The sequence below is a fragment of the Variovorax glucosi genome, assembly GCF_051216695.1.
Lineage (GTDB): Bacteria > Pseudomonadota > Gammaproteobacteria > Burkholderiales > Burkholderiaceae_C > Variovorax.
In genome coordinates this window covers 514,909-539,372 of the sequence record NZ_JBPJZE010000003.1, presented here as the reverse complement: position 1 = coordinate 539,372, position 24,464 = coordinate 514,909, and the positions used below count along the sequence as shown (strand labels likewise).

Annotated in this window: 21 protein-coding genes; 10 read left to right on the top strand and 11 right to left on the bottom strand. The window is 66.0% G+C overall.

Annotated elements, in window-relative coordinates; translation table 11 throughout:
* Positions 1 to 101 precede the first annotated feature (101 nt).
* From ACSFA3_RS17215 to ACSFA3_RS17185, 7 genes are all read right to left on the bottom strand, one after another.
* Complete coding sequence (locus ACSFA3_RS17215; protein WP_435506699.1) at positions 102 to 1,052, bottom strand: ParB/RepB/Spo0J family partition protein; 951 nt, start codon at positions 1,050 to 1,052, stop codon at positions 102 to 104.
* 5 nt (positions 1,053 to 1,057) lie between these two features.
* Positions 1,058 to 1,621, bottom strand: coding sequence for an RBBP9/YdeN family alpha/beta hydrolase (locus ACSFA3_RS17210; RefSeq protein WP_435506698.1), 564 nt, complete (start codon positions 1,619 to 1,621; stop codon positions 1,058 to 1,060).
* On the bottom strand, positions 1,611 to 2,492 hold the full coding sequence (locus tag ACSFA3_RS17205) for a ParA family protein (RefSeq protein ID WP_435506697.1): 882 nt from the start codon (positions 2,490 to 2,492) through the stop codon (positions 1,611 to 1,613). The genes ACSFA3_RS17210 and ACSFA3_RS17205 overlap by 11 nt, the downstream gene beginning before the upstream one ends.
* Positions 2,493 to 2,522: 30 nt before the next feature.
* Positions 2,523 to 3,137 carry a LysE family transporter gene (locus ACSFA3_RS17200; RefSeq protein ID WP_435506696.1) on the bottom strand — a complete coding sequence of 205 codons (615 nt, stop codon included), beginning with the start codon at positions 3,135 to 3,137 and terminating at the stop codon, positions 2,523 to 2,525.
* 82 nt (positions 3,138 to 3,219) lie between these two features.
* Complete coding sequence (gene rsmG / locus ACSFA3_RS17195) at positions 3,220 to 3,891, bottom strand: 16S rRNA (guanine(527)-N(7))-methyltransferase RsmG (protein ID WP_435506695.1); 672 nt, start codon at positions 3,889 to 3,891, stop codon at positions 3,220 to 3,222.
* Complete coding sequence (gene mnmG, locus ACSFA3_RS17190; protein ID WP_435506694.1) at positions 3,888 to 5,858, bottom strand: tRNA uridine-5-carboxymethylaminomethyl(34) synthesis enzyme MnmG; 1,971 nt, start codon at positions 5,856 to 5,858, stop codon at positions 3,888 to 3,890. Before mnmG ends, rsmG begins: the two co-directional genes overlap by 4 nt.
* 375 nt (positions 5,859 to 6,233) lie before the next feature.
* Entirely contained in the window at positions 6,234 to 6,419 is a 186-nt protein-coding gene (locus ACSFA3_RS17185) for a DUF1328 family protein (protein WP_435506693.1), read from the bottom strand.
* A 166-nt stretch (positions 6,420 to 6,585) separates the two neighbouring features.
* On the opposite strand from ACSFA3_RS17185, the gene gstA reads away from it, so the two are divergent.
* The gene (gene gstA, locus ACSFA3_RS17180; protein WP_435506692.1) at positions 6,586 to 7,197 is read left to right on the top strand and encodes a glutathione transferase GstA; all 612 of its coding nucleotides are present in this window, start codon (positions 6,586 to 6,588) and stop codon (positions 7,195 to 7,197) included.
* A 49-nt stretch (positions 7,198 to 7,246) separates the two neighbouring features.
* Here gstA and ACSFA3_RS17175 read toward each other — a convergent pair whose 3' ends face one another.
* A complete protein-coding gene (locus ACSFA3_RS17175; RefSeq protein ID WP_435506691.1) occupies positions 7,247 to 8,788 on the bottom strand; it encodes a cryptochrome/photolyase family protein in 1,542 nt (513 codons plus the stop codon).
* A gap of 115 nt (positions 8,789 to 8,903) precedes the next feature.
* Between ACSFA3_RS17175 and ACSFA3_RS17170 the strand changes: the two genes are divergently transcribed.
* Positions 8,904 to 10,007, top strand: a complete 1,104-nt coding sequence (locus ACSFA3_RS17170; RefSeq protein ID WP_435506690.1) for an alkene reductase — start codon at positions 8,904 to 8,906, stop codon at positions 10,005 to 10,007.
* A 19-nt stretch (positions 10,008 to 10,026) separates the two neighbouring features.
* On the opposite strand, the gene ACSFA3_RS17165 is transcribed toward ACSFA3_RS17170, so the two are convergent.
* Both ACSFA3_RS17165 and ACSFA3_RS17160 read right to left on the bottom strand, forming a co-directional pair.
* Entirely contained in the window at positions 10,027 to 11,397 is a 1,371-nt protein-coding gene (locus tag ACSFA3_RS17165) for a sensor histidine kinase (protein WP_435506689.1), read from the bottom strand.
* Positions 11,398 to 11,401: 4 nt separating this feature from the next.
* On the bottom strand, positions 11,402 to 12,091 hold the full coding sequence (locus ACSFA3_RS17160) for a response regulator transcription factor (protein WP_435506688.1): 690 nt from the start codon (positions 12,089 to 12,091) through the stop codon (positions 11,402 to 11,404).
* 96 nt (positions 12,092 to 12,187) lie between these two features.
* Here ACSFA3_RS17160 and ACSFA3_RS17155 point away from each other — a divergent pair, with 96 nt between their 5' ends.
* From ACSFA3_RS17155 to ACSFA3_RS17125, 7 genes are read left to right on the top strand one after another with little or no spacing between them, the layout of a single operon-like run.
* The gene (locus ACSFA3_RS17155; RefSeq protein ID WP_435506687.1) at positions 12,188 to 13,492 is read left to right on the top strand and encodes a TolC family protein; all 1,305 of its coding nucleotides are present in this window, start codon (positions 12,188 to 12,190) and stop codon (positions 13,490 to 13,492) included.
* 20 nt (positions 13,493 to 13,512) lie between these two features.
* Positions 13,513 to 14,718 (top strand): efflux RND transporter periplasmic adaptor subunit, encoded by a 1,206-nt coding sequence (locus tag ACSFA3_RS17150; RefSeq protein WP_435506686.1) that lies wholly within the window; start codon positions 13,513 to 13,515, stop codon positions 14,716 to 14,718.
* Positions 14,715 to 17,825, top strand: a complete 3,111-nt coding sequence (locus ACSFA3_RS17145; protein WP_435506685.1) for an efflux RND transporter permease subunit — start codon at positions 14,715 to 14,717, stop codon at positions 17,823 to 17,825. Before ACSFA3_RS17150 ends, ACSFA3_RS17145 begins: the two co-directional genes overlap by 4 nt.
* Positions 17,822 to 18,661, top strand: a complete 840-nt coding sequence (locus tag ACSFA3_RS17140; RefSeq protein ID WP_435506684.1) for an alpha/beta hydrolase — start codon at positions 17,822 to 17,824, stop codon at positions 18,659 to 18,661. The genes ACSFA3_RS17145 and ACSFA3_RS17140 overlap by 4 nt, the downstream gene beginning before the upstream one ends.
* A gap of 49 nt (positions 18,662 to 18,710) precedes the next feature.
* Positions 18,711 to 19,004 carry an acyl carrier protein gene (locus tag ACSFA3_RS17135; protein WP_435506683.1) on the top strand — a complete coding sequence of 98 codons (294 nt, stop codon included), beginning with the start codon at positions 18,711 to 18,713 and terminating at the stop codon, positions 19,002 to 19,004.
* Between the two features lie 20 nt (positions 19,005 to 19,024).
* On the top strand, positions 19,025 to 20,344 hold the full coding sequence (locus ACSFA3_RS17130) for a beta-ketoacyl-[acyl-carrier-protein] synthase family protein (protein WP_435506682.1): 1,320 nt from the start codon (positions 19,025 to 19,027) through the stop codon (positions 20,342 to 20,344).
* A 21-nt stretch (positions 20,345 to 20,365) separates the two neighbouring features.
* Positions 20,366 to 21,490: a sterol desaturase family protein gene (locus ACSFA3_RS17125; protein WP_435506681.1), complete on the top strand. Its 1,125-nt coding sequence runs from the start codon at positions 20,366 to 20,368 to the stop codon at positions 21,488 to 21,490.
* Between the two features lie 395 nt (positions 21,491 to 21,885).
* Here the strand turns inward: ACSFA3_RS17125 and ACSFA3_RS17120 are convergent, their stop codons facing one another.
* Positions 21,886 to 24,153, bottom strand: coding sequence for a heavy metal translocating P-type ATPase (locus ACSFA3_RS17120; protein ID WP_435506680.1), 2,268 nt, complete (start codon positions 24,151 to 24,153; stop codon positions 21,886 to 21,888).
* A gap of 113 nt (positions 24,154 to 24,266) precedes the next feature.
* On the opposite strand from ACSFA3_RS17120, the gene ACSFA3_RS17115 reads away from it, so the two are divergent.
* Positions 24,267 to 24,461, top strand: a complete 195-nt coding sequence (locus ACSFA3_RS17115; RefSeq protein ID WP_435506679.1) for a heavy-metal-associated domain-containing protein — start codon at positions 24,267 to 24,269, stop codon at positions 24,459 to 24,461.
* Positions 24,462 to 24,464 lie beyond the last annotated feature (3 nt).

Sequence of the window (24,464 nt, the reverse complement as noted above, 5' to 3'; positions counted from 1 at the left end):
TCGAAGTCTGAGTGCTGCTTCGACAAGCTCAGCACGAACGGGTTGCGCGGCATCGATCCGACCGGATGGGGTACATCGATCCGAGCGGCTCGGGGCGGACCTTAACCAGCCGTCTTCCGGATCCGCTCGATCAGCCCGTTCAACGCGTCGATCGAGCCGAAGTGGATGGCCAGCTCGCCGCTCTCCACCATGCCGCCGCCGCGCTGCTTCTTGCGTTTCTTCACGCGCACCTCGACGGCAGCCATCAGCAGATCGGCCAATTCGTCTTCCACGCGGACCATGTCACGCGACTTCTCTTCGGCGCCCTTGGCCTGGGTCGCGGTCGACGGGCTGTAGTCGGCAGCCAGCTTCTTCACAAGCGCCTCGGTTTCCCGCACCGACAGCTTCTTCGCGACGATCTGCGTCGCCGCCGACACCTGCGCTCCGCGATCGAGCGCCAGCAGCGCCCGTGCGTGGCCCATGTCGACGTCGCCGGCCATCAGCATGGCCTGTACCGGCTCCGCGAGATTCAGCAGACGCAGCAGATTGCTGGCGGCGCTGCGCGAGCGGCCAACAGCTTGAGCTGCGGCTTCGTGCGTGAGGCCGAACTCCGCGACCAGACGGTTCAGGCCTTGCGCTTCTTCCAGCGGGTTCAGGTCCTCGCGCTGGATGTTCTCGATGAGCGACATCGCGGCCGCGGCCTCATCCGCTACGTCGCGCACCAGCACCGGCACGCTTTCCAGACCGGCCAGCTTGGCGGCGCGAAAACGGCGCTCGCCGGCGATGATTTCAAACTCGGCGTTCTTGGTCGCGGCAGCTTCCGCGCCGAGCCGGCGCACCAGGATCGGCTGCATGATCCCCTGCGCCTTGATGCTCTCGGCCAGCTCGTACAGCGCGCCCTCGTCCATCCGGGTGCGCGGCTGGTAGGCGCCGGCGACCATCTGGCCGAGCTTGAGTTCGGTCGGATTCGGCAGCGCGGCATCGTCGGTATCGACGCTGTCCGGACCGCTGAATGTGGGGCCGAGCAAGGCTTCGAGTCCGCGGCCGAGGCCCTTGGGTTTCTTGGTAGCCATGGCTGTCATTCTTTTCTGATGAGTTCGGTGAGCAAGGCGCGGCCTGCGGGCCAGTCGCCGAGGCCGGATTCGCCGTTGAGATGGCCGCCGGAGCCGCCGACCGCCTGCACATCCGCATCGACAAAACGAGCGCCCCAGTCGGCAGCCATCGCGCGCGAGCGGGCGGCATCGCAGTAAGGATCGTTGCCGGCCGCGACGAGCATCGACGGAAACGGGAGGCGCTGGCGCACGATCGGTGCCCAGCCGGGAATCATCTGGCGCAGATCGTCGCGCTCCAGGTCGCCGGGTGCCACGAGGAACGCAGCACGCACTTTCGCGGTGTTGCGCGAATGCGCGGCCCACGCGGCGACCAGGATGCAGCCGAGGCTGTGCGCGACGAGCACGACCGGCGACGGCGCGGCGATCACCTCTTCCTCAAGCCGCGCGGACCAGTCGCCGCGCAGCGGACGAATCCAGTCGTGCTGCTCGACGCGGCGATCACCGTAGACGACTTCCCAGCGGCTTTGCCAGTGGGCGGCGTCGCTGTTCTGCCAACCCGGCAGGATGAGAAACGTCGGCTCAGGCGTCATCGGGCGTCGCTTCTTCGGGTGTCACGGGTGCGATTGGTACAAGTGCCGGTACCGGTACCGGTGCCGGCACCGCTGCCGCCATCGCCGCACCGGCCGTGGCGATCGCGGGCGGCATCTTCTCGACCAGTTCCTTGGCGAAAGCGATGAAAGCCTGGCTTCCGCGCGCCGAAGGATCGAACACCACGCCCGGCAAGCCGTAGCTCGGCGCCTCGGCCAGCCGCACGTTGCGCGGGATGACGGTGTCGAACACCTTGTCGCCGAAATGCGCCTTGAGCTGCTCGCTCACCTGCTGCTGCAGCGTGATGCGCGGGTCGAACATCACCCGCAGCAGGCCGACGATCTGAAGATTCTTGTTGAGGTTGGCATGCACCTGCTTGATGGTGTTGACCAGATCGGTCAGCCCTTCAAGCGCGAAGTACTCGCACTGCATCGGCACGATCACGCCGTGCGCGGCGCACAGGCCGTTGAGCGTCAGCAGGCTGAGGCTGGGCGGGCAATCGATCAGGATGAAGTCGTACTGCGCGCCGACGGCGGCGAGCGCTGTGCGCAGGCGCTTCTCGCGGCGGTCCAGCGCAACCATTTCGACTTCGGCGCCGGCCAGTTCGCGGTTGGCGCCGAGCACGTCGTAGCCGCCCTTCTCCGACGAAATGCGTGCTTCGGCGACGGTGGCTTCTTCGAGCAGCACGTCGTATACCGTCAGCTCCAGCTCGCGCTTGTCGATGCCCGAGCCCATCGTCGCGTTGCCCTGCGGATCGAGGTCGATCATGAGGACGCGCTGTCCGACCTTGGCCAGACCGGCCGCCAGATTGACGGTGGTGGTGGTCTTGCCGACGCCACCCTTCTGGTTCGCGATGCAGAAAATCTTTGCCATGGGTTCTATCTGTTGCTTTTCTCTTGTGACTCAACGCGACGCTGCGAGCTTGATGCCGAAGCCGATCAGGAAAACGCCGGCCAGTTTCCCCAGCCCGGCGACGACGCGCGGATTGGCGCGCAGTCGCTCGGCAAGGAAGTGCGCGAGCAGCGTGGCGATCAGGCCGTAAATGAAGGTCAGCACCGCGATGGTCGCAGCCATGACGCCGAAAGTGCGGAAACCCTGATGCTGCGCCGGATCGACGAACAGCGGGAAGAAGGCCATGTAGAAAACGATCGCCTTCGGATTCAGGAGCGTGATGAAAAGGGTTTGCCGAAAGTAGTCGCGCGGGCGGAAGTCGAGGATGGGCGCGTCGCCGGGTTTGGCGCGCAGCATCCGGAAACCGAGCCAGGCCAGGTAGCCGGCGCCGATCCATTGCACCGCTGCGAATGCAGACGGGTAGGCCGCCAGCATCGCAGCGACACCGGCGACAGCCAGCCACATCAGCACCTGGTCGCCGGCAATCAGGCCCATCGTCGCAGCCAGTCCGCCGCGGATGCCGCCCTTCCCTGTCGATGTCAGCAACGCCAGATTTCCCGGTCCGGGAATCGCAAGAAACAGGACGATGGCTGCAACGAATGCGCCGTAATCAGCGATGCCGAACATGGAGACTGCCTGAAATGACGGAAGTGGAGTCTAAGCGACCCACTTCCCGCACACTTCCCGCACGCGATCCCCGGCAAGCGGGTCAGACCGGTTTGCGGGCCCAGACGATGCAGCGTTCGGCATCGAGCCCTGGAACCTGCAGATGTTCCACGTGAAACACATCGACGCCGTGCGACAGATCTACCAGACCGCGCAGCTCTACAAGTTCCGCATCGGGCACTTTGCCCTTCATCGCCAGCCACACGCCATCGGCTGCGAGCAGCTGCTTTGAGCCCTGGTAGAAATCAACCAGTGAAGCGAAGGCGCGGCAGCTGATCACGTCGTATGCGCCGGTCAGGTTCTCGACTCGCGCATGAATGCCACGCAAGTTGGGCAGCTTGAGTTCGACGGCCACTTGCTGAACGAACGCGGCTTTCTTGGCGACAGCATCGACGCAGCTCACATCGATGTCGCCGCGCAGGATGGCGATGACCACGCCCGGCAACCCTGCCCCGGCACCGACGTCGAGCAAACGAAGCTTGGCATCGCTTGGCCCGCCGCACTGGCGCTCCAGCGGTTTGATCACGGAAAGGCTGTCCAGCAGATGGTGCGTGAGCACCAATGCCGGGTCGCGCAACGCCGTCAGGTTGTAGACCTTGTTCCACTTCAGGATGAGTGCGCCGTACGCCAGCAATCGCTGAACCTGCAGGTCGCTTAGCGCCAAGTCCAGCTTCGCCGCGCCTTCGCGCAGCGTTTTTTCTTCCGCATCGATCATGGAATGAGCGACTCCGCTGCCGCCACAGTCGCTTCTGCAGTAGCCGCATCGCGGGCAAACGCACGATGACCGCCCTTGCGCAAATGCACCATTAGCAACGAAATGGCGGCCGGCGTGACGCCGGAAATTCGCGAGGCGTGACCCAATGTCTCCGGCCGCTGGCGACCGAGCTTTTGGCGAACCTCGAAACTCAGCGCCGTCACCTGTTCGTAATCGAATTCGTCCGGCAGCCGGAGATTCTCGAAATGCGATGCGCGCTCGACTTCGTCATGCTGACGGTCGATGTAGCCGGAATACTTGGCGGAGATTTCCACCTGTTCGATCTCGGTCGGATTCAGCGCAGCCAACGGCGCGTACTTGCCGCCGGCCAGCGACATCAGCCCTGCGTAGTCGACATCGGGACGACGCAGCAGATCGCCGAGGTTGTATTCGTGCTCGATCGCCTTGCCCAGCACGCGCGCCGATTCCTCGGCCGGCAGATTGCGCGGATTGATCCAGATCGATTTCAGACGCTGTGTTTCACGTGAAACAGCGTCACGTTTTCGCGAGAAAGCATCCCAGCGCGCGTCGTCGACCAAGCCCAGACGACGCCCGGTTTCGGTCAGGCGCAAGTCGGCGTTGTCCTCACGCAATTGCAGCCGGAACTCTGCCCGGCTGGTGAACATGCGGTACGGCTCGGTCACGCCCTTGGTGATGAGGTCGTCGACCAGCACGCCGAGGTAAGCCTCGTCGCGGCGCGGCAACCAGGCCGCCTCGCCGCGACATTGCAACGCCGCATTGATGCCGGCGAACAGCCCTTGCGCTGCGGCTTCTTCGTAGCCGGTCGTGCCGTTGATCTGTCCGGCGAAAAACAGGCCCTGGATCGCGCGCGTCTCGAAGCTGCTCTTGAGCTCGCGCGGATCGAAGTAGTCGTACTCGATGGCATAGCCGGGACGCAGGATGTGCGCGTTTTCCAAGCCAGCCATCGTCCGCACCAGTTGCAACTGGATGTCGAAAGGCAGGCTGGTGGAAATCCCGTTCGGGTAGTACTCGTTGGTCATCAGCCCTTCCGGCTCCAGGAAGATCTGATGGCTTTCCTTGTCGGCGAAACGGTTGATCTTGTCTTCGACGCTCGGGCAATAGCGCGGCCCGACGCCTTCGATCTTTCCGGTGAACATGGGACTGCGGTCGAAGCCCGAGCGGATGATCTCGTGCGTCCGCGCATTGGTGTGCGTCACCCAGCAGGCCATCTGCTTCGGATGCATGTCAACGCGACCCATGAAGCTGAATACCGGGAGCGCATCGGTCGTGCCGCCAGGCATGCCGTCGCCCGGCTGTTCGGTGCACTTGGAAAAGTCGATAGTGCGACCGTCGAGCCGGGGCGGCGTGCCGGTCTTCAGGCGCGCCTGCGGCAGCTTAAGTTCTTTCAGCCGTGCCGACAGCGTGACCGCCGGCGGGTCGCCAGCGCGTCCGGCCTGGTAATTGTCGAGTCCGACATGGATGCGGCCATCCAGGAAAGTCCCCGCCGTCAGCACCACGGTGCGCGCACGGAACGCGATGCCGACCTGCGTCACGGCACCCACCACGCGATCGCCCTCCACCATCAGGTCGTCGACGGCTTGCTGAAAGAGGCTGAGATTGGGCTGATTCTCGAGCCGGTGACGGATCGCCGCCTTGTAGAGCACGCGATCGGCCTGTGCCCGCGTGGCACGTACGGCAGGCCCCTTGCTCGAATTGAGAATGCGGAACTGAATGCCGGCTTCATCGGTGGCGAGCGCCATCGCACCGCCGAGCGCATCGACTTCCTTCACGAGATGGCCCTTGCCGATGCCGCCGATCGACGGGTTACAACTCATCTGACCCAGCGTCTCGATGTTGTGGGTCAGCAAAAGCGTCTTGGCGCCCATTCGGGCTGCTGCGAGCGCAGCTTCGGTGCCGGCGTGACCGCCACCGACGACGATGACGTCGAATTCTTCGGGATAAAGCATGTGGGATTTGCGCACTCTCAAGCGTGCGCTGCGTGAGACTCTGCGTGAGCCGGGACGTCGATTTTAAAGCGACCGCCCTGCCCGGCCCACCATGAGGCCAACCCCGGAAGTCTGGCTATCGAAGCAGAAGCGAGGCTTCGGCCCGCTGCCGCGACCACACACGTGACGACACGAGTCGCGGTGTTTCCCGCAACACGGCTGCAGCATTGCGCGTCGCATTCCGAAACATGACCGAGGAACGCGACAGTGTTGAGGCCGCGACTGCCGCCGCCGCTGTTTGAACCGCCGCGACGGGTTTGGTAAACCAGTGCGCCTGCGTGACCTGCAATATGCGCAGCACACGCTGCGCGATCGACGACTTTTCTACCTGGCTCATCAGTCGATGGCCTTTCGTACCGCGCCGACGCCCAGTGCGGCGAGCACCAAGAAAACAACCGTCAGGACCAGGAACAGGCCGAACAGGACTTTGGCGATACCGGCAGCACCGGCAGCGACACCGCCGAATCCGAACGCACCGGCGATAAGGGATACAACGGCAAAAATGATGGCGTACTTCAACATGGGAGGCTCCAGAAGCGGCTCCATGCCGCAAGGTGAATCAAGTTTAGAAACAAGCCTCTTTGCTCCGGATAGTCGGCCCGCGCGTGAAACCGTAGGACAGAAACGCGGCGGTCGTGCAGCTAGGATGAACGCCTCCTCTCTACTTTTGCTCCCCCGGAGTTTTTGAATGAAACTGTATTTCTCGCCCGGCGCATGCTCGCTGGCATCGCATATCGCCATCCTCGAAGCCGGCCTCGCTGTCGAACCTGTCCTGGCCAGCACCAAGACCCACACGCTGCCGGACGGCACGGATTACTACAAGATCAATCCGCTAGGTTATGTGCCGCTGCTGGAAATGGACGACGGCACGCTGCTGCGCGAAGGCCCGGCGATCCTGCAATACATCGCCGATCTCGCGCCATTGAAAAATCTGGCGCCAGCCAATGGCACGCTGCAGCGCTATCGCCTGCAGGAATGGCTAAGCTTCATCAGCACCGAGATCCACAAGAACTTCAGCCCGATGTTCAATCCGAAAATGCCGGCCGAAGCCAGGACCATCTTCAAGGACAAGCTGAAGAGCCGCTACACATGGCTCGACGAGCAACTGGCAGACAAGCCGTTCGTAACCGGCGAGCACTTCACTGTCGCGGATTGCTATCTGTTCACGGTGACGAACTGGGCGAAACCCTTGTCGCTCGACATCTCAGGCTGCGCCAATGTGCTGGCCTGGCACGCGCGAATCGGCGAGCGGCCGGCGGTACAGGCGGCCATCGCCGCGGAAAAGCCGAAAGCCGGTTGAACGATCTGGCGTCGATCTTGTAGAAAGATCGGCGCGCATTAGAGGCGGTTCACAACAGATCGGGCTGCTCGCGCATTCTTTGCGCAGTGGCCCGCAGGGCCTTGACGTCGCCAGGGTCCATTCGCCCGAGGTTTCTGGCCATCATCACGGTGCGCGGATTGGCTTCGAGCATGTCCGCATGGCGGGCGACGAAATCCCAATACATGACGGTTACCGGACAGGCGGTTTCGCCGGTGCGGTCGCCCGGCTTGTAGGCGCAGCCGCTGCAGTAGTTGCTCATGCGGTTGATGTAGGCGCCGCCTGCCGCGTAAGGCTTCGTCACGAAACGCGAGCCGTCGGCATAGAGCGACATGCCGAGCACGTTCGGCATCTCGACCCACTCCACCGCATCGACGTAGACCGACAGATACCAGGCGTGCACCTGTTGCGGTTCCATGCCGAAAGTCAGCGCGAAATTGCCCGTGACCATCAGCCGCTGGATGTGGTGCGCATAGCCGGTCGTCAGCGTCTGGCCGATGGTTTCGCGCATGCAGTTCATCCTGACCTTGCCGGTCCAGTACCAGTCGGGCAGCGGCGCGTCGTGCTTCAGCGCGTTGGCCTGCGCCAGATCGGGCATGCGCCACCAGTAGACACCGCGCATGAATTCGCGCCAGCCCAGGATCTGCCGCACGAAGCCTTCGACGGCGGCCAGCGGCGCGCTGCTGCCCACGGCGGCGGCGATGACCTCGCGCGGATCGAGCAGTTTCAGGTTCATCGCAGCCGACAGACGCGCGTGATACAGATACGGTTCGCCCTGCCACATCGCGTCCTGGAAACGTCCGAAGTCCTGCAGCCGGTGCGTGACGAAGTCTTCCAGCGCGACCAGCGCCTGCTTGCGCGTCACCGGCCAGTCGAAAGCGTCGGCGCTGCCGTACTGATCGCCCAGATGCAGCACCATGTCGGCGATCACTTCCAGCGTGATCGCGTCGGGCTCGAAATCGACTGGCTTCGGCACCAGGCCCGGTCCCTTGCGGCCGAACGCACCGCGGTTCTCGTGGTCGTAGTTCCATTCGCCGCCGGTCGGCCCGCTGTCGGCGTCGAGCAGGATGCCGTGCTTCTTGCGCATGCGCCGGTAGAACGGCTCCATGATCAGTTGGCGCTTGCTGCCCACGTACTCTGCGAACTCCTGCTTCGACGCCATGAAGTGCAGGTCGTCGCGTTCGTCGAGCCGCACCTTGCCGCGCGCACAGCATTGCGCGATCGCCTCCGCCAGACGCCATTCGCCGGCCTGCGTCATGACCAGCGCAGCCGGCCGATGGCGCACCAGCGCATCGTCGAGCGCGTCGGCAATGGTTTCGAAGCCGTGCGCCCCGAGCCGCAGATAGTCGAGCGGCCAGGCGCGCCCGGTGATCTCCTCGTCGGCGAAATGCCGCATCGCCGACAGGAACATCGCCGTACGCATGCGGGTGCTGGGGACGTGCATCGACTCGTCCCTGGCTTCCACCATCAGCACGCGATCCTGTAGCGGATCGAAATTGGCGAAGGCGGTGCTGCGAACGTCGAGCTGGTCGCCGAGAACGAGAACGAGATGGCGGATGGGTGATGTCGACATATGAAAGATTTTGATGCCGCGGTTTGCGTAACAGCTGCCGGACAACCCCGCGACAGCACGGAAGCTCGTACGGGTTTACGCTGATCGTCCTTTGTCACTCACAACAAGAAGCAACATGCCAACTCTCTTCGACACCGTCAAAGCCGGCGACCTCGACCTCGCCAACCGCATCGTCATGGCACCGCTGACGCGCAACCGCTCGCCGAACGCCATTCCGAAGCCGATCACCGCGACGTATTACGAGCAGCGCGCCACCGCCGGCCTGCTGATCACCGAAGCGACTGCCATCAGCCACCAGGGCCAGGGCTATTCGGACGTTCCGGGCCTCTACGGCACGGAGCAGCTCGACGGCTGGAAGAAAGTCACCGATGCAGTGCATGCCAAGGGCGGCAAGATCGTGGTCCAGCTGTGGCATGTGGGCCGCATCTCGCATGTCGACCTGCAGCCGGACGGCGGCAAGCCGGTGGCGCCTTCGGCGATCACCGCCAAGGCCAAGACCGTGCTGATCAAGGATGGCCAGGCCACCTTCGTCGAAACTTCCGAGCCGCGCGCGCTCGACGCCTCCGAACTCCCGGGCATCGTCCACACCTACGCCGCCGCCGCACGCAACGCGGTTGAAACCGCCGGCTTCGACGGTGTCGAAGTGCACGCGGCCAACGGCTACCTGCTCGACCAGTTCCTGAAGAGCGACAGCAACGTGCGCACCGACGACTACGGCGGCAGCATCGAGAACCGCGCCCGCTTCACGCTCGAAACGACCCGCGCCGTGGCGGACGCCATCGGCGGCGGCAAGACCGGCATCCGCCTGTCGCCGGTTACCCCGGCCAACGATGCGCACGACAAGGACCCGCAGGCGCTGTTCGAATACGTCGTGCAACAGCTCGCGCCGATGCACCTCGCCTACATCCACGTGATCGAAGGCGCCACTGGCGGCCCGCGCGAACTGGACGACCGCCCGTTCGACTACGAAGCGCTCAAGGCCGCCTACCGCACTGCCGGCGGCAAGGGTGCATGGATGGTCAATAACGGCTACGACAAGCCGCTGGCCGAAACGGCGGTCAAGGAAGGCGACGACCTGGTCGCCTTCGGCCGTCCGTTCATCGCCAACCCCGACCTGGTGCGCCGCATCCGCGAGAACGCGCCGTGGAACGAAGTCGACAAGGCCACCATGTACGGCGGTGGCGAGCACGGCTACACCGACTACCCGACGCTGGGCTGAAGAAACTCCCGCCGGGGATTCAGGCTTTCGGCACGGCGATCGCCGTCGGGCCGAAAGCCACGCTCACGCGCAGGCCGCCTTCCGCCGTGGCCGGCGTGAAGGCCAGTTCGGCGCCGAGCAGCGCGACGTAGCGCGTGATGATCGCCAGCCCCAGTCCGGCACCCTGCCCCAGCTTCACGCCTTCCGAACCCTGCGCCCAGCGCTGCATCAGGTTGCGCTGGGCTTCGGGCGCGATGCCCGGGCCGTCGTCGACGACAGACAGCATCCGCTCCGACAGCTCGACCGTGACGGTGCTGCCGCCATAGCGCAGTGCGTTGTCGATCAGGTTGTCGAGGATTCCTTCGACCAGCGCGATGTTGGCTTCGACCGTCACTTCTTTCTCGAGACCGCGCGCTCCGAGATCGACACCCTTGGCATCGGCGCGCGACAGATGCCGCAGCACCGCTTGCGAGGCGAGTTCGTCGAGCCGCACGGGTTCGTGCTGCAGCCGGGTCTTGCCCTCGTCGGCCAGCGCCAGGCCGAGCAACTGGTCGACCAGATGGCTGGCGCGCGCCTGGCTGGTGGCGATGCGCTCCAGCTGCTCGCGCCACACCGCCGGCTTCTGCTGCGCCAGTCCGTAATCGGCCAGCGCGCGGATGCCGGCGAGCGGCGTGCGCAGCTCGTGCGCCACGTTGCCGGCGAACTCGCGCTGCGACCGCACGCTGTGGCTCAGGCGCTCGAACAGCGAGTTGAGCGCGTCGCCCAGGCGCTCCAGCTCGCGTGAGGTATGCACCACCGACACTGGCGAAAGATCCTGCGCGTCGCGTCGGTCCAGCACCTGTTGCAGATCGCCGAGCGGCTGCAGGTCGCGGCCGATGCCGCGCCACAACCAGGCGGCCAGCATCAGCAGCAGCACGAGCTGCGGCGCAAGCGAATAGATCAGCAGCCGCTCGACCATCGCGGCACGCGTGCGCGTGGTCTGCGCGATGAGAACGCGGAAGCCGTTGGGCTCGGTCCGGTCGAGCACGACGGCCCGCAGGTTCTTGCCGTTGTAGACGACGTCGGAGAAGCGGTAGCTCGTACCCTCGTCGGGCGCCGGTGCCTGCAGCCCCGCGTGACCCGCGATCAGCGACCCGTCGAGCCGCTGCACGCCGAAATACACCGATTCGGACTGGTCGAACAACACCGTCGTCATCTCGCGCGGCGACAGCATCAGCTCCAGGCCCTGCTTGCTCCTGTGAACGTTGGCGGACACCGAATAGGCGTCGTCCAGCATCGCGCGGTCGAAGGCCTGACTCGTGAAGTACTGCGCCACGACCAGCGCCAGCCCGGAACCGATCAGCCATGTGAGCGCCAGCGGCGCCAGGACACCGCGCAGGACGCGGCCCTTGAGCGTCGATGTCGCGGCCATCCGCCTATCGCTCCGCTTCGAGCAGATAACCGATGCCGCGCAGCGTGCGGATGCCGGCGCCGCTGTCGACCAGCTTCTTGCGCAGGCGCGAGATGAAGGCTTCGAGAGCGTTGTCGCCGAGCGATTCGTCGAAGGTGGAGAGCTTGTCAGACAGCGCCCGCTTGCTCACGGTGTGCCCGGGCGGGCTCATCAGCTCCCAGAGCACCTCGAACTCGCGCGCCGGCAGGTCGAGCGGCGTGCCCGCGACCGCGAAGCGCCGCGCCTTGCGGTCGAGCTTGAGCTGGCCGAGCACGACCATGTCGTCGGTGCCCTGCGCGCGCCGCACCAGCGCCCGCAGCCGGGCCTCGACTTCGGACAGGTCGAAGGGCTTTCCGAGGTAGTCGTCGGCGCCGGCGTCGAGGCCGGCGATGCGCTCCTCGGTGCGGTCGCGGGCGGTCAGCACCAGCACCGGCGTGCGGTCGCCTCGCGCACGTGCCTGGCGCAGTGCAGTGAGGCCGCTGCCCATGCCGCTGGTGGCACTGCCGGTGGACGGAAGGCTGAGGTCGAGCAGCACGGCATCGAAGGGCTGGACATGCCAGAGCTGGTCGGCGTCCTCGACGTTGGTCGCCACGTCGACGCGATGGCCGGCATCGCGCAGGCTCTGCAGCATCACGTCGCGCAGGACGGCGTCGTCTTCGACAAGCAGGATTCGCATAGGGATCTTCCCGATAAAAAGGTACGTTGGAGATACGTATTTCTACGGTCGCAACGGGTCAGCGACGGGTCAGTACTCCCGCGCGATAAACGGGGCATGAGCATACGACGTCACACCGCAGGAGCGGTTCTTTCCATCGCAATGACACTGGTGCTGCCTGCGTTGGCGCAGCAGCAGACCGCACAGCCACCTCTCACCCTTTCCGAAGTCCTGCTCGCGGCACGCGACAACGCCGACGTCCGCTTCTCTCGCCAGGCGCTGGCAGCCGCCCGCGCCGACATCCTTGCCGCCGACCATGCACCCGTCCCCGTCCTGAGCGCCAAGGCCGCTTCGATCGACCTGCAGAACGGCGTCGGCGCCGGCAACCTCGCCAACAAGCGCATCGACAACTCGATCGGCATCGACTGGGTCTGGGAACGCGGCGGCAAGCGCCGGGCGCGCACGCTGTCCGCCGAGCGCTCCGCAGCCGCCGCCGAAGCCGACGTCGACGAGGCCACCTACCAGCAGCAGTTCGCCGCGGGCAGCGCTTTCTACGACCTGCTGGGTGCGCAGGAACGCATCGTCGAAGTGGCATCGATCGAACGCGGTGCGGCGCAGCTCTCGGGCACTGCGACGCGACGCGTGCAAGCCGGCGACCTGCCGCAGCAGGAAGCCTCGCGCAGCGCGATCGAGGCGCAGCGCAGCAATGTCGAACTGCGCGCCGCCGAACTCGACCGTGACCGCGCGCAGATCGCGCTTGCCCAATTGCTCGGCACGACGATGCCGGTGCGCGGTCGCATCGCGGGCAACGACTGGCCGACGCTCGCACCGCTGCCTGCGCTGGGTGCGGCCGCCATGCAGATTTCGGACAGCTACGACACGGACGCCGTCGTCGACGCCCGCCCCGACGTTCGCGCCGCACAGGCCCGCGTCGCCGCGATGTCGGCAGCGCTCGACAACGCACGCGCGCTGCGCAGTTCCGACGTGACCTGGGGCGTGTCGCTGGAGCGCTATCCGGGCACATCGAACCGCCTGGTCGAGCTGCGCGCCAGCATCCCGCTGCAGATCGGCTACCGCGCCGAGGGCGAGATCGGCCGTGCCGAGGCGATGTACGTCCAGTCGCAGGACGTGCTCGACAGGACCCGCAACGATGCGCGGCTCGAGCTGCAGCGCCTGCGCGCCGAGGCCGATGCCAACGCCCGCCGCCTGCAGACCTTCGAGCGCGACATCCTCGGCGGCGCGCGCCAGCTGGCCGAAAGCGCCGAGTTTGCCTACCGCCGCGGCGCGATGTCGCTGACCGACGTGCTCGACGCCCGCCGCACGCTGCGCGCGACGCAGCTCGACGCCATCGCCGCCCGTATCGACCATGCCAAGGCCGCGCTGGCCTGGCGCCTGCGCACCCAACCCCTCACAGCCCAGTGATCCGTCCAGTGACTGCTTCCATGAACGTCCTCATCTCTTCCTTCCGGCCGGTGGCCTCCGCCACCATGCTGGCCGTCCTGCTGCTTGCCGGCTGCGGCGAACGTACCGCGCCGACCGCCCAGGCCGAGCCGCCCGCACCCAGCGTGCAGGGCAACCAGATCCGCTTCTCCCCCGACCATCCGCAGCTCAAGCTGCTGGCCGTGGTTCCCGCGACTTCGGGCCGGAGCGTGCGCGTCGACCTGCCCGCCCGCCTGGTCTGGAACGAAGAGCGCACGCAGCGCATGTTCGCGCCCTTCGCCGGCCGCGTGACCGAGATCAAGGCCGACGTCGGCCAGCGCGTGAAGGCGGGCGACCTGCTCGCGCAACTCGCCTCGCCGGACTTCGGCATCGCGCAGGCCGACACGGCCAAGGCGCAGGCCGACATGTCTTTCTCGCGCAAGAACCTGCAGCGCCAGCGCGAGCTGTTCGAGGCCGGCATCATCGCCCGCAAGGACCTGGAACAGGCCGAGGCCGACAATGCCCGTTCGCAGGCGGAAGCCTCGCGCGCCAATGCCCGCACGACGATGTACGCAGGCGGCTCGGGCGTGAACCAGCGCTTCGGATTGCGCTCGGGCATCAACGGCGTGGTGGTCGAGCGCAACATCAACCCCGGCCAGGAACTGCGTCCCGACCAGTCCGGCGCGGGCATGCAGGCGCTCTTCGTCGTGACCGACCCGACTTCGCTCTGGGTCCAGATCGACGCCAAGGAAAACGACGTCGGCAGCCTGCGCGCCGGTGCGACGTTCACGCTGCAGGTGCCGGCCTATCCGGACGAGACCTTCACCGGCCGCGTCACGGCCGCTTCGGATTTCATCGACCCGACCACGCGCACCATCAAGATCCGCGGCGTCATCGACAACCCGGACCGCCGCCTCAAGGGCGAAATGCTGGTGACGGCCGTGGTGACCGAAGCGCTCGAAGGCACCGTGGTGCCGGCGCGCGCCGTCACGCTCGACGGCTCGAACCAGACCGTCTACGTGCAGGTCCAGCCCGGCATCTTCGAGCCGCGCAAGGTGGTGCTCGGCCACATCGGCACGCAGGAAGTGGTCGTCGTGAAGGGCCTGGCTGCAGGCGAACAGGTGGTGGCCGACAACGCCCTGCTGCTGGCTCGCCAGTTCGCAGTGGCCCGTGAGGACGCCATGCCGTCGGGTTCCGCCGACGCCGCCAGCGGAGCCGCGAAGAAATGAAGCGCCTGGTCCAGTACGCGCTCCATCAGCCGCTGTTCATCGTCCTCGGGACGCTGCTGTTCGCCATGGCGGGCATCTTCGCGTTCAAGAATCTTTCGGTCGAAGCTTTCCCCGACGTCACCGACACGCAGGTCACGATCATTTCGCTCTTCCCCGGCCGCGCAGCGGAAGAGGTCGAGAAGCAGGTCACATTGCCGATCGAAGTGGCGCTGGCCGGCCTGCCGAATTCGATCCGCGTGTTCTCGCACACGCAGTTCGGCCTGTCCTTCACCGTCGTCACCTATGACGACAAGGCCGAAGTCAACCTGGCCCGCCAGCAGGTGGCCGAACGCCTGCGCGGCATCGACCTGCCCGACGGCGTCGAAGCCGACATCGCACCCAACGCCACACCGGTCGGCGAAATCATGCGGTATCGCCTGCGCGGCGACGGCCTGTCGACGACCGAGTTGCGCACGCTGGAAGACTGGACCGTCGAGCGCGGCCTGCGCCAGGTACCCGGCGTGGCCGACGTGGTCGCGATGGGCGGCGCGATCAAGCAGTACGAGGTGCAACCCGACCTCGACAAGCTGCGCGCATACAAGGTCACGTTCCAGAACCTGCTCGACGCACTGGGCCGCGGCAATTCCAACGCCGGAGGCAGCTATGTGCGGCAAGGCGCGCAGCAGTACACGATCCGCGGACTGGGCCTGCTGCAGTCGGCCGACGACATCGGCCGCATCGTGGTCGCGGCGCGCAACGGCACGCCGATCCTGATCCGCGACATCGCGCAGGTGAAGATCGGCGCCGTGCCGCGCCTGGGCGTGGTCGGCCAGGACAACGACGACGACGTGGTCACCGGCATCGTGATCATGCGCAAGGGCGAGAACCCGAGCGTGGTGCTCAAGGGCGTGAAGGAAAAGATCGAGGAGCTGAACGCCAAGGCCCTGCCGCCGGGCGTGAAGATCACGCCGTTCTACGACCGTACCTGGCTGATGGAGAAGACGCTCTCGACCGTGTTCCGCAACCTGGTCGAAGGCGCGCTGCTGGTGTCGGTGGTGCTGTACATCTTCCTGTCGAACTTCCGCGCCAGCCTGGCCGTGGTGGTGGTGATTCCGCTGGCGCTGCTTTCGACCTTCATGGGCCTGAAGATCATGGGCGTGCCGGCCAACCTGCTGTCGCTCGGCGCCATGGACTTCGGCATCATCGTGGACGGCGCAGTGATCGTGATCGAAAACATCATGCATCGACTGGCCGAGAAGAAGGAGACGATGGACCCGCAGGAGCGACGCGCGGTGATCGTCAAGGCGGTCACCGAGGTCGGCCGCCCGACGCTGTTCTCGATGCTGATCATCATCGCGGCGCACATCCCGATCTTCGCGCTGCAGCGGCACGAAGGCCGGATCTTCCAGCCGATGGCGCTGTCTGTGACGTCCGCGCTGATCGGCTCGCTGATCTTCTCGCTCACGCTGGTGCCGCTGCTGGCGTTCTGGATGCTGCGCAAGAAACTGCCGCACGGCGACAACCGCGTGGTGCGCGGCGCCAAGCATTTCTACGCGCCGATCCTCGACTGGGCGCTGCGCCGCCGCAGCACGGTGGTGGTCATCGCGCTGGCCGCTTTCGGCGTGACGACCGTCGTCGCTTCGCGGCTCGGCTCGGAGTTCCTGCCGGAGCTGAACGAAGGCACGACCTGGGTCAACTTCACGCTGTCGCCGAACGTGTCGACGCAGGAAGCCTCGCGCATCCTGCACATGGCGCGCAAGGCGCTGCTGACGATTCCAGAGGTGCGCACCACGGTGTCCAAGGCCGGCCAGCCGGAAGACGGCACCGATCCCAAGACCATCTCGATGGCCGAGATCTTCGTCGACATCAAGCCCGAGGAAGAGTGGCGCAAGGGCATGACGCGCGAGAAGATCACCGAGGAGATGAACCGGGTGCTTTCGGCGATCCCGAGCATCGATCCGGCGTTCTCGCAGCCGATCCGCGACAACGTGCTGGAGTCGATCTCGCAGATCAAGGGCCAGATCGTGATCAAGCTGGCTGGCGACGACCTGGCGCTGATGAAGCAGGTGACCGACCAGATCGCCCGCGAAGTCAAGCAGGTGCCGGGCGTGGTCCGCGCCGAGATCGACCGCGACGGCCAGGTGCCGCAACTGCTGCTGGACATCGACCGCGACCGCGCCTCGCGCTACGGCCTGAACGTCGGCGACATCCAGGACGTGATCGAAGCCGCGCTCGCCGGCAAGGCCGCGACCAGCCTGTGGGAAGGCGAGCGCAAGTTCGCGGTCGCCGTGCGCCTGCCGCCGGAAGAACGCGTGATGTCCAACCTGCGCCGCACACCCATCGCGACGCCCGACGGCGGCTTCGTGACGCTGGGCGACGTGGTGAACGTGCGCGAAACCACCGGCGCGATGAACATCGCCCGCGAATCGGGCCGCCGCACCACCGCCATCGGCATCTTCATCGCCGGCCGCGACATGGGCTCGGTGGTGGCCGACATGAAGGCGCGCGTCGAGCAGAACGTGAAGGTGCCGTCCGGCTACCAGGTCAACTGGTCGGGCGAATTCGAGAACCAGGAACGCGCGATGAAGCGGCTGGCGGTGGTCGTGCCGATCTCGCTGCTGCTGATCTTCGTGCTGCTGTTCGATGCGTTCAAGTCGCTGAAGATCGCCTCGCTCATCCTGCTGAACGTGCCGCTCGCGCTGATCGGCGGCTTCGTCGCGCTGTGGGTCTTCGGCATTCCGCTGTCGGTGTCGGCGGCCATCGGCTTCATCGCGCTGTCGGGCCAGTCGGTGCTGAACGGCGTGGTGATGCTGTCGGTATTCCAGCAACTGCGCAACGAAGGCCACGACGTGGTCGAAGCGGTGCGGCTGGGCTCGATGCAGCGGCTGCGCACGGTGCTGATGACGGCGATGCTGGCTGCGCTCGGACTGCTGCCGATGGCGCTCTCGCACGAGATCGGTTCGGAGACGCAACGGCCGCTGGCCATCGTGGTGATCGGCGGTCTCTTCACCGCCACGCTGCTGACGCTGGTGGTGCTGCCGGCGCTGTACGTGGCCTGGTTCAAGCCACGGCGCAAGACCGGCGCCAATCCAAAAACGACGGACGACAACCTGAGGACGAACTCATGAGCGCGCGCGATTTTTTCGACCCTTCCACCCTGGCGCATGCCGAGGCCGGCCGCATGGCCGTACTCCTGCTGCACGGACTCTGCAGCACACCCGACGAGCTGCGCTCTGTCGAGTCGTCGCTGCGCAGCCTCGGCTACGCGGTGGAGCCGATGGCCATCGACGGCTACTCGTTCAACGCCGCGTCCGACGTGCAGGCGGCCACGCCTTTCGAGGGTTGGATCGACACCATCGAGCGGCGCGTCGATACGCTGCGCGAAACGCACGACCGCGTGATGCTCATCGGAATCTCCGCCGGCGCTTCGCTGGCGCTGGGCGCGGCCATCCGCTGCGGCGCGCGCGTCGATGCGCTGGTGCTGATGTCGACCACGCTGCAGTTCGACGGCTGGGCCGTGCCCAGGCTGCATTTCCTGCTGCCGGTGATGCTGTACACGCCGCTCGGCCGCTTCTGGAAATACAAGGAACGCGCGCCCTACGGCGTCAAGAACGAACGCGTGCGCGCCTGGATCGAGCGCGAACTCCGCACCCGCCGCATCTCCAGCGCCGGCAGTTCGATCATCGGCGTCAGCCATCTGCGCGAACACGACCGGCTGCTGCGCCACCTGCGCAAGAACCTCGCGAAGGTCGTCTGCAACAGCGTGCTTGCGCTGCATGCGCGCGAGGACGAGGTGGCAAGCGTCGCCAACCTCGGCATCCTGGCGCAGGGGCTCGGCTGCAGCGCCTTCCGCTCGGTCGTGCTGGGCAACAGCTTTCACATGATCACCATCGACAACGACCGCCAGCAGGTGGTCCGCGAGACGGTCGAATTCGCCGCGTCCATCGCGCACGGCACCGCTTGAAGGCGCGGTTCTCGCCTTCGTTTTTCTTCAAGGTCATCCAGGAGACATCATGAACACCCCCACCTTCAACACCATCGTCGGCATCCTCGAGAAGGATTTCCGCATGTCGCGCACCGACATCCATCCCGAAGCGGCGCTCGGCGAACTCGGGCTCGACTCGCTGGCGCTGATGGAATTCGTCTTCGCAGTCGAAGACTCTTTCCGACTGCGCATTCCCGAAGACCGCCTCGACCCGCGCGAAGCCGGCATCACGCTGCAACGCCTTTGCGAAGTGATCGACAGCATGCAGGCGCAACCCGCAGCCTCGGCGACCAAGACGACGCCGCTCGCCATGCAGGCCTGAACTGAACTGAACCGAACATCATGAAAGCTTCGTTCGCCACGCCTACCGTGCGCGCCGCCGTGCGCCCCACGCCTGCCAACACCCTGCACGCCGCGCGCATCGCGGTCGCGGGCATGGGCTTCGTCACGCCGCTCGGCCACACGCTGGCGGACTTCGACGAAGCCCTGTTCAACGGCCGCTCGGCCATTCGCGCCCAGAAGCTGAAGATCGGCACGCTCGACGAGATGACGCTCGCCATCGCTGCCTGCGACTTCGACGATTCCAATGCGCGCAGCACTTCGCGATTGCCGCTGGACCGCGGCACCGCCATGGCGATCGCAGCCGCGAAGGATGCGTGGACGCAATCCGGCATCGGTGCGGCAACCGAAGACGCCGACACGGACACCGGCTTCACGCTCGACGGCGAGCGCCTCGGCGTCTACTGGGGCAGCGGCATGGCCGGCTCCGCCACCTTCGACAACACCGCACGCAGCCTCTACTCGGAAAGCAGGCGCGTGCGACCGACCACCGTCCTGACGACGATGCCCAATGCCGCTGCGGCGGAAATCGCGCTGCTCTTTGGCGCCCGCGGTGCCGCACTGACCTACGCCTGCGCATGCGCTTCGTCGGCGGTCGCGATCGGCGAGGCGATGCGTGCCATCCGCGGTGGCTGGATCGATGTCGCGATCGTCGGCGGCCACGAGTCGATGCTCACGCCGGCGACGCTCGCCAGCTGGCATTCGATGCGCGTCACGGCCCCGCCGCCCGAAGGCGCACCGGAAACCGCGTGCCGACCGTTCTCGGCCGACCGCACCGGCTTCGCGCTCGGCGAAGGCGCCGCGGCACTGGTGATCGAATCCGAAGCGCATGCGCGCGCACGTGGCGCATCGCCGTCGATGACGCTGTCGGGCTACGCGACGAACTGCGACAGCGTGCACATGACCAATCCGGACCCAGGCGGCCAGGCCCGCGCGATGCGCGCCGCACTCAAGGACGCCGGCCTGCGTCCCGAGGACATCGGCTACATCAACGCCCACGGCACCGCCACCGGCGCCGGCGATGCAGCCGAAGCGGCCTCGATCCATGCGGTGTTCGGCGGTGCGGTACCTGTGAGCTCCACCAAGGCGATCCACGGTCACCTGCTGGGCGGCGGCGGCGTGCTGGAGGCGATCGTCGCGCTGCGTGCGCTGGCAGAGGAATCCCTTCCACCCAATGCCAACCTGGAAACACCAGATCCTGCGTTCGCGATCGATCTGGTGTGTGGCTCGTCGCGCGCAGCGCCGGGCATCCGTCATGCGATGTCGAACTCGTTCGCCTTCGGCGGCACCAATGCCGTGCTGATCGCATCCCACGCCGACTGACTACCACCAACGACCACTGAAGTGCACCGCATCGTCGTTCTCGCCGTTCCGATCTTCGTCCTCCTGATGGCCTGCGAATGGCTCTATGGCTGGTTCAGGCAGCGCAACACCTACCGTCTGGAAGACAGCATCTCGAGCCTCGGCCAGGGACTGCTGAGCCAGGGCCTGGCCGTGTGCACGCAGCTGTTCCAGATCGGCATCTACGCGATGGTGTTTCCGCTGATCGCGCTGTGGCCAAAGCCTGCGTTCTGGGACAGTGCCATGGGCTGGATCGTCGCGATCCTGCTGTTCGATTTCTGCGACTACTGGCTGCATCGCGCGGGTCATGAAGTCGCCGTGCTCTGGGCTGCGCATTCGGTGCATCACCAGAGCCAGCGCTTCAACTTTTCGACGGCGTTGCGACAGGAAAGCACGGTCGCATTCCTGGGTTGGCCTTTCTATCTGCCGATGGCGCTGATCGGCGTGCCGCCGGAGCAGTTCGGCGTGGCGGGGCTGGTGGTGCTGGTGTATCAGTTCTGGATCCACACGGAGCACATCGGCAAGCTGGGCTGGTTCGACCGCATCTTTTCGTCGCCTTCGAACCATCGTGTGCACCACGCGGTGAACGACGGGTATGTCGACCGCAACTACGGCGGGATGCTGGTGATCTGGGACCGGATGTTCGGTACGTTCAAGGAAGAATCCGAACCCTGCATCTACGGAACTCGCAAGCAGTTGGACAGCTGGAGCCCGGTGCGTGCGGTGCTCGGGCCGTACACACCTCTGCTGCGCGACGCATGGCATACGCGGCGGTGGAGCGACAAGCTGCGCGTGTGCTTCAGGGCGCCGGGCTGGCGGCCTGCGGATGTGGCGGCGCGTTTTCCGGAAGGCGACTTTTCCATCGACGCGGTGCGTATGTACGAACCTGAGGCAACGCGGGCGCAGCGGTTGTCGAGCGGATTGCAGTTCATGCTGTGGACAGGTGTGCTGCTGGGATTTTTGTGGCAGGCGGATGAGCTGTCGTTCGGTGTGAGCGCGCTGCTGCTGGGCTTGGGGACGGCCGGGCTTTGGGTGATCGGCAAGGTTGCGGATGGGCGGTGGTCTTTGGTCTGGGCCTGGTTGGCACAGGCTGCCTTGTTCGTCACCGCTCTCTGGATACTTGCTTGAATAGGCAGGATTGGTCGCTATTTGGGTCCGCCCGGCAGGTGAAGCGCTTGGGACGACCCCACTGCGCCGGCCCTTCGGGCTTCCTTGCGGTGCTCGCATTTCGCGGGGTCCAAAGAACTCGCTTCGCTCAAACAGCTTTGGCCCTGATCCGCGAAAGGCTGCGCTCCTCAGCGGCGCAGAGGGGTCGTCCCAAGCGCTTCACCTGCCGGGCTTTGGGTGGCGCGACTGTTGCGCTCGCTGCTGAGAGATGTACAACGATCGTGCCCTGGGGCGTCGGTGGGTGGCTGAGGCTGGGGTCGGCTGTTGAGCCTCCGGCGCAGCCGCGAAGTCCGAAGGACCGGTGGCGACTGCCGTCCCCAGCCTCAGCCACCCGCCGACGCCCCTCCCCCCACACATCACTTCCCCCTCCGCCGCAACAACAACGCATTCGCCATCACGCTCACACTCGAAGCCGCCATTGCCGCTCCAGCGACAACCGGGCTCAACAACCCGAACGCCGCAAACGGAATCCCGACGACGTTGTAGGCAAAGGCCCAGAACAGGTTCTGCCGGATCTTCGACACCGTGCGCGCCGACAGGTCCAGCGCCTGCGCCACCAGCGCCAGGTCGCCGCGCATCAGCGTGATACCGGCTGCTTCCATCGCCACGTCGGTGCCGTTGGCCATCGCGATGCCGACATCTGCCGCAGCAAGCGCCGGCGCGTCGTTGGCGCCGTCGCCGACCATCGCGACGATGTGTCCGCCCTCTCGCAGCGCAGTCACCTGCGATGCCTTGTCCGCTGGCAACACGTCGGCACGCACGTCTTCGGGCGCGATGCCGACACGCGCAGCCATGGCCTGCGCCGCCTGCAGGTTGTCGCCCGAGATCATCACCACGCGCAGTCCGCGTGCGCGCAAGGCCGCGACCGCTTCGGCGGCGTGAGGCTTCGGCTCGTCGCTGAAAGCGAGCAATGCCTGCATACGCGGCGCGACGGCATCGTCGGCGCTCATCGGTTCGCCGAACTCCAGTAGCGCGGACACCGTCGCGCCTTGCGACTGCAGGCGCGCCACTTCGGAGGGGTCCGGGACCACGCCGAGTTCAGCGCACCAGCGCAAGCTGGCGATGGCGTATTCACCGTCGTCCGCCGTGCCGTTCGTCCCCACGAATCCGCGAACGCCACGGCCTGGCATCGCGCGCACGTCGCGCGGCGCAGCCACCGCGATGCCCTTCTTTTCCGCCGCCTGCACGACCGCGCGCGCCAGCGGATGTTCGCTTCCGCTCTGAAGACTGGCTGCCACTGCCAGCAATCTGTCTTCGTCAACGGCATCGGTCGCCGGCAGCAGCGCGGTCAACGTCGGCCGGCCGAGCGTCAGGGTGCCGGTCTTGTCGAACGCCACTGTGTCGACCTTGTGCGCGAGTTCGAGCGCGCGTGCGTCCTTTATCAGGATGCCGTGCTTCGCAGCCACGCCGGTGCCGGCCATCACCGCCACCGGCGTCGCCAGGCCGAGTGCGCACGGACACGCGATGACCAGTACGGCGACTGCGTGGATCAGCGCCGTCTCCACGCCTGCGCCGACGAGCAGCCAGCCCACCAGCGTCAGCAGTGCGATGCCTATCACCACCGGTACGAAAACAGCAGCCACCCTGTCGACCAGACGCTGTATCGGTGCCTTGGCAGCCTGTGCGTCTTCGACCAGCCGGATGATCCGCGCCAGCACGCTTTCGGCGCCGACGGCACGCACCTCGATCACCAGACGGCCGTCGCCGTTGACCGAGCCTCCGGTCACGGCGTCGCCCGATGCTTTCGCGACCGGCAGCGGCTCGCCGGTCAGCATCGACTCGTCGACTTCCGACTGACCTTCGTGCACTTTTCCGTCGGCAGGTATGCGCTCGCCCGGACGCACGGCGAGCCGGTCGCCGGCCATCACTTCGGACAAGGGCACATCGGTCTCGGTGCGCGGACCCACCAGGTGCGCGACTTCCGGCCGGAGTTGCTGCAATGCGCGGATCGCCGACGTTGCCTGACGCTTGGCGCGTGCCTCTAGCCACTTTCCCAGCAACACCAGCGAGATCACGACCGCCGAGGCTTCGAAGTACAGATGCGGCATGTCGCCCGAATTGCCAGACTCTGCGCTCCACCATAGCCAAAGCGACAAGCCGAAAGCCGCGCTGGTGCCGAGCGCGACCAGCAGATCCATGTTGCCGGTGAGTGCGCGCGCCGCATGCCAGCCGGCGCGATAGAAACGCGCGCCGAGCCAGAACTGCACCGGCGCGGCGAGCAACAGTTGCCACCACGGCGACAGCATCGCGTGGATGCCGAAAGGCTGCAGCAACATCGGCGCGAGCAACGGCGCGGAAAGCAGGAGGCCGGCAGCGACAGGTGCGAAGCCATGCCAAGGCGACTCGGACAAGGCGGATTCGGCAGCCGCTGCGGAACGCGGCTCATACCCGGCGGTGCGAACGGCGCGGCGCAGACGCGCGTCGATTGCTTCGTCTGCCCCGCCTTCGTGAGCAGTCAACGAAACCCGCGCCGACTCGGTCGCGAGATTGACGGCGACGGTCTCGACACCCGGCACCTGCCGGAGCGCCCGCTCGACGCGCATCACGCACGATGCGCAGGTCATCCCTCCGATGGAGATGTCGACCGTGTCGTTCGCCGATGGCGTGCCATGTAGTGCATTCATGACGTCAGGTTAAAGCCTCACATCATGGAAAGGTCAAGTCTCCAGCGCTTGACCTTCACATCGTGTGAAAGTCCAGACTGCGAATCTTTAGCAGCCAAATTCCGAGGAACACCATGAGCCAGAAATTCGAAGTCGCCGGCATGAGTTGCGGGCATTGCGTCAATGCGGTCCAGAACGCGGTTCAGACCGTCGACCCCGAAGCGCAGGTCACGGTCGACCTGGCGACCGGCCACGTCGATGTGGTGAGCGAGCAGCCGCGCACCGACCTTGCGGCGGCGATCGAGAACGCCGGCTACGAGGTTCGATGATCC

Bases quoted from the DNA above. Each gene is read 5' to 3' on its own strand.
- ACSFA3_RS17150 (WP_435506686.1), top strand. From the start codon at position 13,513: ATGAACGTCCTCATCTCTTCCTTCCGGCCGGTGGCCTCCGCCACCATG.
- ACSFA3_RS17145 (WP_435506685.1), top strand. From the start codon at position 14,715: ATGAAGCGCCTGGTCCAGTACGCGCTCCATCAGCCGCTGTTCATCGTC.
- ACSFA3_RS17120 (WP_435506680.1), bottom strand. From the start codon at position 24,153: ATGAATGCACTACATGGCACGCCATCGGCGAACGACACGGTCGACATC.
- ACSFA3_RS17130 (WP_435506682.1), top strand. From the start codon at position 19,025: ATGAAAGCTTCGTTCGCCACGCCTACCGTGCGCGCCGCCGTGCGCCCC.
- ACSFA3_RS17200 (WP_435506696.1), bottom strand. From the start codon at position 3,137: ATGTTCGGCATCGCTGATTACGGCGCATTCGTTGCAGCCATCGTCCTG.
- ACSFA3_RS17205 (WP_435506697.1), bottom strand. From the start codon at position 2,492: ATGGCAAAGATTTTCTGCATCGCGAACCAGAAGGGTGGCGTCGGCAAG.
- ACSFA3_RS17135 (WP_435506683.1), top strand. From the start codon at position 18,711: ATGAACACCCCCACCTTCAACACCATCGTCGGCATCCTCGAGAAGGAT.
- ACSFA3_RS17115 (WP_435506679.1), top strand. From the start codon at position 24,267: ATGAGCCAGAAATTCGAAGTCGCCGGCATGAGTTGCGGGCATTGCGTC.
- ACSFA3_RS17140 (WP_435506684.1), top strand. From the start codon at position 17,822: ATGAGCGCGCGCGATTTTTTCGACCCTTCCACCCTGGCGCATGCCGAG.
- rsmG (WP_435506695.1), bottom strand. From the start codon at position 3,891: ATGATCGATGCGGAAGAAAAAACGCTGCGCGAAGGCGCGGCGAAGCTG.
- ACSFA3_RS17210 (WP_435506698.1), bottom strand. From the start codon at position 1,621: ATGACGCCTGAGCCGACGTTTCTCATCCTGCCGGGTTGGCAGAACAGC.
- ACSFA3_RS17185 (WP_435506693.1), bottom strand. From the start codon at position 6,419: ATGTTGAAGTACGCCATCATTTTTGCCGTTGTATCCCTTATCGCCGGT.
- ACSFA3_RS17215 (WP_435506699.1), bottom strand. From the start codon at position 1,052: ATGGCTACCAAGAAACCCAAGGGCCTCGGCCGCGGACTCGAAGCCTTG.
- mnmG (WP_435506694.1), bottom strand. From the start codon at position 5,858: ATGCTTTATCCCGAAGAATTCGACGTCATCGTCGTCGGTGGCGGTCAC.
- gstA (WP_435506692.1), top strand. From the start codon at position 6,586: ATGAAACTGTATTTCTCGCCCGGCGCATGCTCGCTGGCATCGCATATC.
- ACSFA3_RS17155 (WP_435506687.1), top strand. From the start codon at position 12,188: ATGAGCATACGACGTCACACCGCAGGAGCGGTTCTTTCCATCGCAATG.
- ACSFA3_RS17165 (WP_435506689.1), bottom strand. From the start codon at position 11,397: ATGGCCGCGACATCGACGCTCAAGGGCCGCGTCCTGCGCGGTGTCCTG.
- ACSFA3_RS17175 (WP_435506691.1), bottom strand. From the start codon at position 8,788: ATGTCGACATCACCCATCCGCCATCTCGTTCTCGTTCTCGGCGACCAG.
- ACSFA3_RS17160 (WP_435506688.1), bottom strand. From the start codon at position 12,091: ATGCGAATCCTGCTTGTCGAAGACGACGCCGTCCTGCGCGACGTGATG.
- ACSFA3_RS17170 (WP_435506690.1), top strand. From the start codon at position 8,904: ATGCCAACTCTCTTCGACACCGTCAAAGCCGGCGACCTCGACCTCGCC.